Annotated in this window: 13 protein-coding genes; 4 read left to right on the top strand and 9 right to left on the bottom strand. The window is 71.4% G+C overall.

The window, feature by feature from the left end; translation table 11 throughout:
* Positions 1-3 precede the first annotated feature (3 nt).
* The 3 genes from purB to ACYVLP_RS03965 form a co-directional block, all read right to left on the bottom strand.
* Positions 4-1,416, bottom strand: coding sequence for an adenylosuccinate lyase (gene purB / locus ACYVLP_RS03975; protein ID WP_460626039.1), 1,413 nt, complete (start codon positions 1,414-1,416; stop codon positions 4-6).
* Between the two features lie 128 nt (positions 1,417-1,544).
* The gene (locus ACYVLP_RS03970) at positions 1,545-2,321 is read right to left on the bottom strand and encodes a VOC family protein (RefSeq protein ID WP_460626038.1); all 777 of its coding nucleotides are present in this window, start codon (positions 2,319-2,321) and stop codon (positions 1,545-1,547) included.
* Between the two features lie 36 nt (positions 2,322-2,357).
* The gene (locus tag ACYVLP_RS03965; protein ID WP_460626037.1) at positions 2,358-2,882 is read right to left on the bottom strand and encodes a low molecular weight protein-tyrosine-phosphatase; all 525 of its coding nucleotides are present in this window, start codon (positions 2,880-2,882) and stop codon (positions 2,358-2,360) included.
* Positions 2,883-2,976: 94 nt separating this feature from the next.
* Between ACYVLP_RS03965 and ACYVLP_RS03960 the strand changes: the two genes are divergently transcribed.
* Together ACYVLP_RS03960 and ACYVLP_RS03955 are read left to right on the top strand one after the other, a co-directional pair.
* Entirely contained in the window at positions 2,977-3,513 is a 537-nt protein-coding gene (locus tag ACYVLP_RS03960; protein WP_460626036.1) for a nuclear transport factor 2 family protein, read from the top strand.
* Positions 3,514-3,522: 9 nt separating this feature from the next.
* Complete coding sequence (locus tag ACYVLP_RS03955; protein ID WP_460626035.1) at positions 3,523-4,890, top strand: MFS transporter; 1,368 nt, start codon at positions 3,523-3,525, stop codon at positions 4,888-4,890.
* A gap of 199 nt (positions 4,891-5,089) precedes the next feature.
* On the opposite strand, the gene galE is transcribed toward ACYVLP_RS03955, so the two are convergent.
* Positions 5,090-6,106 carry a UDP-glucose 4-epimerase GalE gene (gene galE, locus ACYVLP_RS03950; RefSeq protein WP_460626034.1) on the bottom strand — a complete coding sequence of 339 codons (1,017 nt, stop codon included), beginning with the start codon at positions 6,104-6,106 and terminating at the stop codon, positions 5,090-5,092.
* Between the two features lie 180 nt (positions 6,107-6,286).
* Here galE and ACYVLP_RS03945 point away from each other — a divergent pair, with 180 nt between their 5' ends.
* Positions 6,287-6,595: a PadR family transcriptional regulator gene (locus tag ACYVLP_RS03945; protein ID WP_460626033.1), complete on the top strand. Its 309-nt coding sequence runs from the start codon at positions 6,287-6,289 to the stop codon at positions 6,593-6,595.
* A complete protein-coding gene (locus ACYVLP_RS03940) occupies positions 6,592-6,963 on the top strand; it encodes a hypothetical protein (RefSeq protein ID WP_460626032.1) in 372 nt (123 codons plus the stop codon). The genes ACYVLP_RS03945 and ACYVLP_RS03940 overlap by 4 nt, the downstream gene beginning before the upstream one ends.
* Before the next feature lie 98 nt (positions 6,964-7,061).
* Here the strand turns inward: ACYVLP_RS03940 and ACYVLP_RS03935 are convergent, their stop codons facing one another.
* The 5 genes from ACYVLP_RS03935 to cydB are packed head-to-tail and all read right to left on the bottom strand — an operon-like array spanning position 7,062 to position 13,129.
* Positions 7,062-7,955 carry a M56 family metallopeptidase gene (locus tag ACYVLP_RS03935; RefSeq protein ID WP_460626031.1) on the bottom strand — a complete coding sequence of 298 codons (894 nt, stop codon included), beginning with the start codon at positions 7,953-7,955 and terminating at the stop codon, positions 7,062-7,064.
* A gap of 3 nt (positions 7,956-7,958) precedes the next feature.
* On the bottom strand, positions 7,959-8,405 hold the full coding sequence (locus tag ACYVLP_RS03930) for a BlaI/MecI/CopY family transcriptional regulator (RefSeq protein WP_460626030.1): 447 nt from the start codon (positions 8,403-8,405) through the stop codon (positions 7,959-7,961).
* A 12-nt stretch (positions 8,406-8,417) separates the two neighbouring features.
* Positions 8,418-10,361, bottom strand: a complete 1,944-nt coding sequence (locus ACYVLP_RS03925; protein ID WP_460626029.1) for an amino acid ABC transporter ATP-binding/permease protein — start codon at positions 10,359-10,361, stop codon at positions 8,418-8,420.
* Complete coding sequence (cydD, locus tag ACYVLP_RS03920) at positions 10,358-12,067, bottom strand: thiol reductant ABC exporter subunit CydD (protein WP_460626028.1); 1,710 nt, start codon at positions 12,065-12,067, stop codon at positions 10,358-10,360. Before cydD ends, ACYVLP_RS03925 begins: the two co-directional genes overlap by 4 nt.
* Before the next feature lie 12 nt (positions 12,068-12,079).
* Positions 12,080-13,129 (bottom strand): cytochrome d ubiquinol oxidase subunit II, encoded by a 1,050-nt coding sequence (cydB, locus tag ACYVLP_RS03915; protein WP_460626027.1) that lies wholly within the window; start codon positions 13,127-13,129, stop codon positions 12,080-12,082.
* Between the last annotated feature and the right edge of the window lie 6 nt (positions 13,130-13,135).

The following is a 13,135-nucleotide window of genomic DNA, read 5'->3' as shown; positions in this document are numbered from 1 at the left end:
GAGTCAGCCGAGGTAGTCGTCGACGAGGCGGGCGGCAAGGGCCGTGTAGGTCTGGGGTGTCAGCGCGAGGAACCGAGCCTCGACGTCCGCCGGCAACCCGAGGCCCCGGACGAACTCGCGGAGGTCGTCGCCTGTGATCCGTCGCCCGCGGGTCAGCTCCTTGAGCCGCTCGTAAGGCTCCTCCATGCCCGGAACCCCTTGTGCGCCAAGGGCCCTCATTGCGGACTGGATCGGCTCGCCGAGCACCTCCCAGTTGGCCTCGAGATCTGCGGCCATGGCCTCGGGCACAGCGTCGAGCCCGGCCAGCCCGCGCGAGACGTTGTCGAGAGCCAGCAGCGAGTGGCCGAAGGCCGTGCCGATGTTGCGCTGCATGGACGAGTCGGTGAGGTCGCGCTGGAGGCGGCTCTGCACGAGCGTCGAGCCCAGCACGTCGAGCAGCGCGTTGGAGACCTCGAGGTTGGCCTCGGCGTTCTCGAAGCGGATCGGGTTGACCTTGTGCGGCATCGTCGAGGAGCCGACCGTGCCCTGCCCACGGACCTGGGCGAAGTACCCCATCGAGATGTAGGTCCAGACGTCGGTGCACACGTTGTGCAGCACGCGGTTGAAGCGTGCCATGTCGGCATACAGCTCGGCCTGCCAGTCATGGCTCTCGATCTGGGTCGTGAGCGGGTTCCACGTGAGGCCGAGCCCCTCGACGAACTCCCGCGACACCGCGGGCCAGTCGACGTCGGGCAGGGCGAGCGCGTGCGCCCCGAAGGTGCCCGTCGCGCCGTTGAACTTCCCGAGATACTCCTGTCCGCCGATCCGGCGCAGCTGTCGGCGGAGCCGGTGTGCGAGGACTGCGAGCTCCTTGCCCATCGTCGTCGGGGTCGCGGGCTGGCCGTGGGTGTGGGCGAGCAGCGGCACGTCCTTGAGCTCCCGCGCCATCGTCGAGAGCTGGCCGACGAGAGCGGTCGCCCGGGGCAGCCAGACGTGCTTCACCGCGCCCTGGACCATCAGGGCGTACGACAGGTTGTTGATGTCCTCGCTCGTGCACCCGAAGTGGATGAGCTCGGCCAGGCCCCGGTCCTCGGGTGCCGGCGCGATCTCGGCGAGGCGCTTCTTGAGGAAGTACTCGATCGCCTTGACGTCGTGCACGGTGACCCGCTCGATCTCGGCCAGCTCGGCGACCTCCGCGGGCCCGAAGGCGTCGACGACGGCTCGTAGCGCGCGGACCTCGTCGTCGCTCAGCTTGCGCACCCCGGGAACGACGCCGTGCGTCGTCTGGAAGACGAGCCACTCGACCTCGACATGGACGCGCTCGCGGTTGAGCGCTGCCTCGGAGAGGTGGTCGACGAGCGGAGCAATTGCACCGCGGTAGCGGCCGTCGAGCGCCCCGAGCGCGATGGGCGGGTTCGCGTCAGCGAGAGATGCCATGCCGGCATTCTCCCAGAGCGTGCGCGCGGCGCTGGCCGTCGTCCAGCCGACCGCCGGGGAGGCGATCAGCGCAACGGTGCCGACGGCGTACCCAGCGGTGTCGCGGGCAGCGACGACGCGAGTCGACGTCAGTCGAGGTCAGGCACGAGGATCGAGAAGACCTCGCCCTCGGGGCCGCAGAGGACGGCGCCCACGCCGTAGGGGCCGTCGAAGGGCCCCTGCAGGAGCTTGGCGCCGAGGTCGAGGGCCCGGGCGAGCGCGGACACGACGTTGTGGGTGGCGAACGACGCGACCCAGTGGGCGGGGATCGCGGCCGGCCACCCGTTGTCGATCTCGGAGAGGCCGTATGCCGGGTTGCCGTCTCCCGTGTGCGCGGTGGCCCAACGCGGCCCGCCGGGCTCTGTCTCGTCGGTGAACTCGTGCCCGAAGACACCGAGCTGGAAGGCCTGCACCCGGTCGTAGTCGCGCGTGAGCAGCTCGTTCCACGTCAGCGAGCCGGGCTCGTCGAGGACGCCGGATCCAGGCAGGTCGCCCGGCTCCCAGACGCCGAAGTACGCACCACCTGGGTCGAGCGCGATGAGGGTCCGGGAGAGGGCACCGATGGCGACGGGATGTCCAAGGGTGCGCCCGCCGTGGGCGTTGATGGCGTCGGCGGCGGCGTTGATGTCACCGACCCGCAGGTAGGTCGTCCACTGGCTGGCGATCGGCGCGCTGTCGGGCTTGTGGCTGATCCCGGCAACGGGCTGCCCCCCGAGCAGCGCCATGGTGTAGCCGCCGGTCGCGGGGTCCCCCGCCAGCCACTGCCACCCGAAGAGGTCGGCATAGAAGGTCTTCGCTCGGTCGACGTCGCTCACGAGCAGGTCGACCCAGCAGGGAGCTCCATAGGGGTAGTCGGGCACACTCACGTTCTGGTCTCGCTCTTGGTCTCGCTCTGGTCTGGCTCAGCTCAGGTTCTCGGGCTCTGGTTCGTGGTTCAGCTGCTCCCTGACGTGGTCGAGGATGCCATGGCAGGCGGCCTCGACCTCGTCGAAGCACCGCGCGAAGTGCTCGTCGCCGCCGTACCACGGGTCGCTCGTCTCGAGCGTCCCGGCGGCGACCGCCTCGGGGTCGAACTCTCGCACCAGTCTGATCTTCGCGCGGTTGTGGGGCGTGCGCGCGAGCCGCTGCAGGGCGCGCACGTGACCCTCGTCGGACGCGAGGACCAGGTCGAGGTCGTCGAACTCTGCAGGGTCGAACTCCCGTGCCCGGTGGGTGGATCCGTCGTACCCGTGCTCGGCGAGGACCGAGACGGTGCGGGGGTCGGCGTGCTCTCCGACGTGCCAGTCGCCGGTGCCGCTCGAGGTGACCGTCACCCGGCCGTTCAGGCCCGCATCGTCGACCAGCTGCTCAAGGATCACGTGGCCCATCGGCGACCTGCAGATGTTGCCGCTGCACACGAACGTGACGTGAAGTGGGCGAGACGACATGAGCCCCATTCAACACCTCCGATCAAGAGGCGATGCCCTCCTTGCCGACAGCGGGGGTCGCCGGGGTGTCGGTGGCGGGTGCAACGGTGTGGCCATGACGACGACAGCCGCCGGTGTCCCTGCCCCCGAGCTCCTCGAGCTGCGCTTCGCCGAGTGCGTCGCGCACGGCGACCTCGACGGGATCTTGAGGCTGTATGCCGCTGACGCCGTCGTGAGTCTGCCGCGCGGTCGCGAGGCGGCTGGGCACGCGGCGATCCGCGCCGCGTTCGCGGCTGCACTGGGTGCAGGCGCCCTGGAGGCCGACGCGCCGGAGGCCGGGGCGCTGGATGCCGGGGCGCTGGATGCCGGCACCGCGCGGCGCGCCGCACGCGTGATCCGGTGCGGCGACCTGGCGATGACGACGTCGACCTCGCCCGACGGGACGGTGCAGACCCAGGTCGCGCGCCGGGAGGCCGACGGCAGCTGGGTCTGGGTGCGGGACGGCTCGCGGCTGCGTGAGGTCGACGTGGCGCATGCCGGCCGCTTCTCCGCCACGGCGGACACGGCGGACCTGGGCTCCGGCCTTGGGGCCGAGCCGGTCGACGAGCCGGCCTCTGGGCACGAGTTCGGGGCACATGCGGCCGTGGCGTAGGTTCCTCGTGTGAGTGAACGACCCCCCGAGACCGACGCACCGCCCGAGCACGAGTCGGGCACCGCATCGGCCGCGGGGCACCGGTCACACTTCGTCGACCTCACACCGCTGCGGGTCAGCCCGCCCTTCGCGAGGCTCTGGTTCGGCAACACCCTGGCCGGCATCGGCACCTTCGTGACGAACACCGCCGTCGGACTGCACATCTACGACCTGACGCACTCCACCTTCATGGTGTCGCTCGTCGCGTGGTTCAGCCTGCTGCCGATGATCGTGGCCGGTCTCTACGGCGGCGCCATCGCGGACCGGTTCGACCGGCGCACCGTGGCGATCCTGTCCTCGACCCTGGCCTGGCTCTCCACCATCGCCCTCGCCACGATCGCCTGGGCCCACGTCGAGGTGGTCTGGCCGTTCTACATCATCACCACCGTCAACGCCGTCGCCGCGACCATCGCCTCGGCGACGAGGCAGGCGATCACGCCGCGGCTGCTGCCGAACGAGCTGCTGCCGAAGGCGGCGGCCCTGATGGGCATCTCCGGCGGGGTCATGGTCACCGTCGGGCCCGGCGTGGCGGGCGTGCTCGTGGCCCGGGCCGGGTTCGCATGGACCCACACCGTCGACGTCCTGCTGTTCCTCGCTGGCTTCTTCGGGCTCTGGACCCTCCCGCGCATCAAGCCGGAGGGCGAGCATCACGTCGCGAGCGGCTTCCGCTCCGTCCTGGACGGCCTCGCTCACCTGCGGCGTGCGCCCAACGTCCGGATGAGCTTCGTCGTCGACATCATCGCCATGACGTTCGGGCAGCCGATGGTCCTGTTGCCCGCCGTCGGCGCGGTCATCATCGGCGGCGGCTCGGTCACCGCCGGCCTGCTCCTCGCGGCCTTCGCCGTCGGCGGCATCCTGTCCAGCCTCGTCTCCGGTCGGCTCACGGGGCTGCGCTGGCAGGGCCTGGCGATCCGCAACGCGATCGTCTCCTACGGCCTGGCCATCGTCGGCTTCGGCCTTGTGCTCGCCGTCATCCAGCTCACCGGCAGCGCCGTCGCGTCGATGGACTTCGGCGACGTCAACGCCGTCGCCCTGGCGCTTGCCGCCCTGTTCCTGGCCATCGCCGGCGGGTCCGACAACATCAGCGCGATCTTCCGGACGTCGATCCTTCAGGCCGCGGTCCCCGACCACCTTCGCGGGCGCACCCAGGGCGTGTTCACCGTCGTCGTGACGGGAGGTCCGAGGCTCGGGCAGATGTTCGCCGGGACGCTTGCGACGCTGACGGCCACGTGGGTGCCCCCGGTCGTCGGCGGCATACTCGTCGTCGTCCTCGTCACGCTGTCCGTCGCGCGGGTGCGTTCGTTCCGCGACTACGACGCCCTGAACCCCCAGCCATAATCTGGCGCTGAACTGTCTGAGCCTCGCTTCGCTGCGGCGCGAGGAGCCAGCCAGCAGAGCCGCGGCGCCGGCGTTGCCTGGACGCAGCGCAGCGAGCTGGGTCCCACGCTCTGCGTGGGAGGAACGAGCGAGCGGAGCGGAGGAAGGCGACGCCTACCAGGCGCCGTGGCACGCGCCGCAGCGAAGCGAGGCGCAAATGTTACGCGTCGGGGTAGCCGTTCGGGTTCGCGCTCTGCCAGCGCCACGAGTCGGCGCACATGTCGTCGATGGTCCGCTCGGCGGTCCAGCCGAGCTCCGCGTTAGCCCGGCTCGGGTCGGCGAACGACACTGCGACATCGCCGGGCCGGCGCGCCACCACGCGGTAGGGCAGCTCCCGCCCGACAGCCCGCTCGAAGGCGTGCAGCATCTCCAGCACCGAGGTCCCGTGCCCGGTCCCGAGGTTCCAGGTGCCGACGGGCTCGTCCATCGTGCCGAGCCGGGTCAGGGCGGCGAGGTGGCCGGCGGCGAGGTCCTCGACATGGATGTAGTCGCGCTCGCCCGTGCCGTCCTTGGTCGGGTAGTCGTCGCCGTAGACCGACAGGTACTCGCGGCGGCCGATCGCGACCTGCGCGATGTAGGGCACGAGGTTGTTAGGGATGCCCTGCGGGTCTTCACCGAGAGTGCCCGACACGTGGGCACCGATCGGGTTGAAGTAGCGCAGCAGGGCGATCCGCATCCACGGGTCGGCGAGGGCGACATCGCGCAGCACCTGCTCCTGCATCACCTTCGTCCAGCCGTACGGGTTCGTGGCGAACGTCCGGCGGTCCTCGGTCGCTGCCTCCTGGTCGGTGCCGTAGACCGTTGCGGAGGAGCTGAAGACCAGCTTGTCGACGCCGTGGCGGCGCATCGCACGCACGAGCGAGAAGGTGGACCCGAGGTTGTTCTCGTAGTACTCGAGCGGCTTGTCCACGCTCTCGCCGACAGCCTTGAGGCCGGCGAAGTGGATGACGGCGTCGATCTGCTCGTGCGCGAACAGGTGCTCCGTCTTGTCGACGTCGCACAGGTCGAAGCCGTGAACCGGCAGGTGGGTGCCCGTCAGGGCCTCGAGACGGTTGACGACCGTGGGCTTGCTGTTGGCGAAGTTGTCGACGATGAGGACGTCATGTCCTGCCGCGACGAGCTGGACCACGGTGTGCGAGCCGATGTAGCCGGCGCCGCCGCTGACGAGTACGCGCATGCCCGCAACCCTATCGACGCCCCCGGGGCCTACAGAATCCAGCCGCGGCTGGGTGTCGGGGGCCAGGACTCGCGAACCGCCTACGCCGTCCCGCCCGGGCTGGACGGCGTAGGCCGGGTTGGTCGCGATCCCTTGAGCAGACCCATCGACCCTAGGTAGAGTACGACTATGCCCCCGCGGATGACTCTCGCGACCCAGCTGGTCCTGGGCGTGCTGATGAGCGATCTCGCGGCGGACTGGTACGGCTCACAGATCGGGCAGGCCGCCGGGCTCCCGAGCGGCACTGTCCACCCGATCCTTGCGCGCCTCGAACGAGTCGGCTGGCTCGAGTCGAGGTGGGAGGACATCGACCCAAGCCGGGAGGGGCGGCCGGCGCGCAGGTACTACCGGCTGACGGAGTCTGGGGCGGCCCAGGCCCGTCGAGCCATGGAAACCGCGCGCCGGCCGAGGGCCGGCTTTGCTCCTGTGCCCAAAGGGGGCTTGACATGAGGAAGAAGCAGACACGGGGTTCCGTGAGGTTTGCAGTGAGAGCGATGGAGCGGGCGACGCACGGGCTGCCGTCCGAGCAGCGCGACCGATACCACGACGAGCTCGTCGCCGAGATGCACGGCCTCGGGCGGCTGGCCGCGTGGCGGTATGCCGTCGGCGTGGCCCTGTCGGGTCACTCGATGCATGCGGCCCTGACCGACGGGGGTCCACAGCCTGCGCCGGTGGCGAAGCCTCCGCTCGCCTGCCGCACGAACACCCACCACGTCTGGAAGTGGTACGGCGCCGACGACGGAGGCCGGTACATGGCCTGCGCCCGGTGTCGCAAGGAGTACATCAGCACCGGTACGGCCGGGATGATCGGAGGGTGATCTGACCCGGAGACCCCCGGCGGCTCGATCGTAGGAAAGTGCTCCTCGACCCGAGGGCCGGGCCCGGAATCGGGGTGGTGAGCGGCCCGGCGCTCGGGTCAGGAGAGCGCGAAGTCGGCGATGCCGAGGGCGAACAGGGCGAGGGGTGCGGCGACGACGAAGATCGAGACGGCATACATCGCGGTGGCCGTGACGGCTGGCGGGAGCCCGGCGATCCGCCCGGCATCGAGCAGCTCGATCCGGGCCTTGGCGTCGGCGGTGCTCTCGCGCATCGCCATCGTGCCGGTGGGCTTCGGGGCGTCGGCCATCGCGACGATGGCACGACCGGTGCTCAGCACGCCCGCCCGGCGCACGGCCGCGCGGTCGGCGAGAACCTCGATGAGCAGGTGCACCTCGCGCAGCGCGGCCTCGGAGCGCACGAACCGCGGGACCGCCTCGTGGACGACCGTGAAGAACTCCATGACGAGGTCGTGCCGCGCACCGAGATGGGCCCGCTCGTGGGCGAGCACGGCATCCAGCTCGTCCGGGCGGAGGCGCGCGATGGTGCCCTGCGTGAGCACGACTCGACGGTGGACCCCAGGCACGCAGTATGCCGTCGGCGTCGTGTGCTCGAGCACCCGCGTGTGCCGGTCGCCCGGGTGGTCGTCGCCCAGCAGGTCGACCAGCTCGCGGTGACGGCGTCGCGCGGCACGCAGGTTGCGACCGACCCGGTCACCCGACAGCAGCAGCCGGCCGGCGACGAGGGCGGTCAGGACGGCGGCGACGACGAGGGTGGGCCACTGGTCCGCGATCGAGGTGCTCGGGCCGACGATGGCGGGGATCGCGGCCGGTGCCGCCAGCAGCGCGGCGAGGACGGCCGCGACCGCGGTGGCCTGCCACAGGACGAGCGCCGCGCGCGGCTCGCGGCGCAGTGCGGTCGCAGCGGCCAGCGCGCGAGGCGCCGGCCATGCGAGCAGCGCGGCAAGCACGACGAGCGCGGCGACGACGAGCATGCGTCAGGCTGAGGTGCTTCGGCCGACGCGGTGATGCCCGTCGCCGGCCGGGTCGGGGCGCCGGGCCTCGAGCTCGGCGAGCGCCGCCTTGAGCTCGTCGATCTCTTCCGGGGTCGACTCGTCGAGGAAGTGCAGCAGCGCGCTGCGCCGAGTGTCGCCCGCGAGCTCGCCGAGCGTGTGGTGCAGGGTCTCCGAGGTGAGCTCGGCGCGCGTCGAGGCGGGGGTGTAGCGCCAGGCGCGGCCGTCGCGCTCGCGGTGGACGAGGTCCTTCTTCGCCATCCGGTCGAGCACGGTCATGAGGGTCGTGTAGGCGAGACCACGGTCGACGCCGATGTCGTCGTGGACGTCACGGACGGTCCGGCCTTCGGGGTGGATCTCGGATGTGCTCCAGAGATTCTCCATGACGGCGCGCTCGAGGTCGCCGAGGCGGTTGCGGGGGGTGCTGGGCATGGCTGTTCCAATCTACCGACGGGGTGGGTCGGCTTCGTGCGCGTGGTCGGCGGCGACCACGGGTGTGGACGGCATCGTGCCTGATGCCGGGTGATGCAGCTCGAGGATCTCGTCGAACAGGTCTGTGCCCTCGTCACGGTGCGTCACCATGACGAGCGTTCGGGCAGGGGTGCTGAGTTCCTCGGACACGCCGGTCCGGCGCGTGAGATCCGCCACGACGGCATGTGCCGTCGGGGGGTCGAGGTGGGCGACCGGCTCGTCGAGCAGGACGACCGGACGGCCGCTGAGGTGGGCCCGGGCGATGCCGAGGCGAGCCCGCTCTCCTCCGGAGAGGCCTCGGCCGCCGGCCCCGAGGGTCGTGTCGAGACCGTCGGGCAGACCGGCCACCAGGCCGCCGAGCCCGGCGCTCTCGAGCGCAACCAGGATGTCCGCGTCGGTCGCATCGGGTCGGGCCAGGGTGAGGTTGTTGCGCAATGTGGTGGCGAAGACATGGGTCTCGGCGTCGACGAACGCGATCCGAGACCGGCTGGTCTCGAGGGGCTCGTCGAGCGCGTCCGTGCCGTCGAGGAGGTACTCCCCGCCCGTGGGGTCGAGTTGGCGGGCGAGCACGGCGAGCAAGGTCGACTTGCCACTGCCGTTGGGTCCGGTGACGACGAGGCGCCGGCCGGGCGGTAGGTCGAGGTCGGTGGGCGCGAGGTCGGTGGGCGCGAGGTCGGTGGGCGCGAGGTCGGTGGGCGCGAGGTCGGTGGGCGCGGCGCCGACGGCGACGACCGCCGAGCGGCTCGCGTCTCCGGGAGCACCCCACGACGCGGTCACCCCTCGGGTGACGATCTCGACACTCCCTGGGACCGGGACCACCCGGCCGCTCGGGTCCTCGCCCGGCCGGTCCTCGCCCTGCTGGTCCTCACCGTCGGTGCTGACCGTCCTGTCCTTGACGGCGGGAGGCAGGTCGAGCAACGCGTCGATGCGGCGCTCGCTGCCCCGAGCGCGGGCGAGCGCGCGCATGGCGTCGACGAGCGGCGTGATCGCCTCGGACACGGCAACCGGGGCCAGCACGAGGAGCGCCTTGACCGGTGCCGACACGGCCAGCCCCTGCGCGATGACAGCACAGGTTGCGACAGCGGCGCCCACAGCCACGAGGAACAGGGCAGCCGCCACGGCCCGGCCCAGGCTGATCCGCCGGGTGACCCGAGCGAGCCGGTCGTGGGCCGAGTCGAGCCAACCGAGCGCAGTGCCCCAGCCGCCGACGGCCCGCAGCTCGCTCGCCTGCGTCGCCATCAGCTCGGCGACTCGGGTGACCTCGGCGCGCGCGGCGAGCAGGTCCGGAAGGGAACGGGACTCGAGATGTGCGGCCAGCGCGCAGACGAACACGACGACCACGGCGAGGGCAAGGAGCACGAGGCCGACCGGCATAGCCAGCGCCGCCGTGAGCGCGATGACCATGCCGCCTGCCATCGCGGTCGAGATGACCGGCACCGTGACTCGGACCTGCGCGTCGACGACGTCCGTGAGGTCGTCCACGACGCCGGTCAGCACATCGGAGCGGCGCCGCCGACCCAGCCTGGCGGGCGTCAGCGGGATCAGTGCTCCGTATGCCGCCGTGCGTCGACGCGCGAGCAGCGCCAGGGCGGCGTCGTGGCTGACGAGGCGCTCCCAGTAGCGGAACACGGGCCGGGCCATGCCGAACGCGCGGACGGCGACGATGGCCGTCAGCAGAGTGAGGATGACGGGCTGCTCGGATGCCCGGACGATGAGCCAGCCGGAGGTCGCCGTCAGGGCCATGCCCGCCGCGGTGGCGATGCCGCCGAGAAGCCCGCCTCGGACGGTTCCGGACGACGGCCACCAGACCCGACTCCGCAGCCTCGATCGGCGCAACACACCGAGCAGTCGCAGACCCTGCTGGTTATTTCCGTCGATGTTCGCGGCTACCGGGTGTGTTGCGAAGGGGGGAGTCATGTCGGGACCACCTCGAACGGCCGGAGGTGGTGGTCGGCGTGTGCGAGCAGCTCGGGTCGGTGGGTGACCGCGATGACGACGCGGCGCTCGGCCAGCTCGGCGATGACGAGCGCGATCCGCTCCGCGCCCTCGGGATCGAGGTGGGCGGTCGGCTCGTCGAGCAGCAGGACGGTCTCGGGTGCCAGCCAGGCGCGAGCGAGAGCGAGACGCTGCCGCTGACCGGCCGAGAGGCCGAACCCGTCGTCGCCGAGGCTCGCCGACAGCCCGCCCGGCAGTGCCGCCACGGTGCCGTCGACCTCGACGGCTCGGAGCGCCTCCCAGAGCTGGTCGTCGGTGGCCAGGTGCCCGATGGTCAGGGCGTCGCGCACCGACCCGGCCGCGAGGAAGGGCCGCTGCGTCACATAGTGGGCGGGCGGGCTCTCGACCACGCCCGAGGTGGGCCGGCGCAGGCCGGCGAGCAGGTCGAGCAGCGTTGTCTTCCCCGCACCGGACGGCCCGGTGACGACCGTCAAGCCAGGCCCGGCCACGAGGTCGAGGTCGCGGACGACGGGAGCCAGCCCAGCGGAATACGCATAGGTCAGACCCTGCACGCGCACCTCACCGAGCCGCGGTGCCGGCGTCGAAGTCGCATAGAGCCGCGGCGCCGGCGTTGCCTGGACGTAGCGCAGCGAGCTGGGTCCCACGCTCTGCGTGGGAGGAACGAGCGAGCGCAGTGGAGGAAGGCAACGCCCACCAGGCGCCGCGGCACGCGCCGGAGCGGAGCGAGGCGCCAAGGGCTCGAGCTGGGCGAGGATCTCGTCGAGCGCCACGGCGCCATCCGCCGCCGCATGGAACTCGGCACCGACGCGGCGCACCGGCCAGAACGCCTCGGGCGCCAGCAGGATCGCCACGAGCCCCGCGCCGAGGGTCATCGACCCGTGCGACAGCCGGAGCCCGACGATGACGGCGACGATCGCCACCGAGATCGTCGCGAGCAGCTCCAGCGCGGCCGACGACAGGAAGGCGATGCGGAGGGTGTCCATCGTCGCCCGGCGGTGGCGCTCGCTGACCGTGCTCACCGTCTCGACCTGTCGCCGCGCCCGGCCGTACGTGACCAGCGTCGGCAGGCCACGGACCACGTCGAGGAAGTGCCCCGACAGCGAGGCGAGCGCTGACCACCGACGCTCTGTCGACTCGGCCGTAGCCTTGCCGATGAGCGCCGCGAAGACGGGCAGCAGCGGCAGGGTCAGCACGACCACGACGGCGCTCGGCCAGTCGACCACGAAGAGCGTCGCCACGGCGAGGACGGGCACGACGGACGCCGTCACGAGCGTCGGGAGGAAGCGGGCGGCATACGGCTCCACGGCCGCGGTGCCTGCAGTCGCCAGGGAGATGGCGGCACCCGGCTCGAGGCGCGAGTCGGCATCCAGCGTCCCCCAGCGACGCAGCAGAGCGGCGCGCAGCGCCGACGACACGGAGACCCCGGCCCACGCCGAGACCCACTCGTTGCCGGCCGCGAGGAGTGCCCGGACCGCGAACAGCCCGACGAGCCACCCGAGCGGCTTGATCAGGTCACTGCCGTCGACGACCGCGACGACCACCGCCGAGAGGGCGAAGGCCGTCGCGATCGTCGTGAGGCCGCTGACCACTCCCATCACCGCGAGGACAGCGACGGGCCTCCGGGCGGCGGGGACCGCCCGGAGGAGTCGCGGGTCGAACGGCTTCACGACGGCGCTACCTCAGTGCGCCGCCGGCTCGAGCGGCGCGTCCTCGGGAATGTGCTTGGTGCTCAAGCGCTTCCGGAAGACCCAGTACGTCCACCCTTGGTAGATCAGCACGATCGGCGTGAAGATCAGGGCCACGATCGTCATGACCTTGAGGGTGTAGTCGGTGCTCGACGCGTTGTCGACAGTCAGGCTGTAGGCGGGGTTCGTCGTCGACGGCATGACATTCGGGAACAGAATGATGAAGTACGTCGCCACGGCCAACGCGATGGTCACCGCGGTGCCGAGGAACGCCCAGCCCTCACGCCCGACGCGGTTCGCCGCGAGCGCCCCGACCAGGGCCAGCGCGGCGATGACCGTGGTGACCCACGAGGCGACGTTGCCGTCGCCGACGCCGAGCGCCACGAGCAGCACGACCGCGAGGACCGCGGCGACGGACCCGACGCGGCGGGCGACGATCCGTGCGTCCAGCCGGATCTGCCCGTCGGTCTTGAGCGCGATGAAGATCGCGCCGTGGGTGATGAAGAGGGCCACGAACGTGAGGCCGCCGAGCAGGCTGACCGGGTTGAGCAGGGTGAGCAGGTTGCCGGTGAACTCCATGTCGGCGTTGATCGGCAGGCCGCGGACGACGTTCGTCAGTGCCACGCCCCAGAGGAATGCCGGCACGACCGAGCCCCAGAAGATCGCGGCGTCCCAGCGCGCCTTCCACGCCTTCTGAGGTCGCTTGTGGCGGTACTCGAAGCCGAGGTTGCGCACGATGAGGCCGACGAGGATGACGAGCAGCGCGAGGTAGAAACCGCTGAACATCGTTGCGTACCAGTGCGGGAAGGCCGCGAAGGTCGCCCCGCCGGCGGTGAGCACCCACACCTCGTTGCCGTCCCAGACCGGGCCGATGGTGTTGAGCATCACGCGGCGGCGCTTCTCTGCGTCGGCCGGGTCGTTCGTGTAGCGCTTGCCGCCGAGGTAGGGCAGCAGCATGCCCACCCCGAAGTCGAACCCCTCGAGGACGAAGTAGCCGGTCCAGAGGACGGCCAGGACGATGAACCAGAAGGTCGCGAGATCCATTGGTGG

This window comes from Intrasporangium mesophilum (assembly GCF_054783095.1).
Note: the sequence above shows the minus strand (reverse complement) of the source record. Positions and strands in the feature narration are given on the sequence as shown.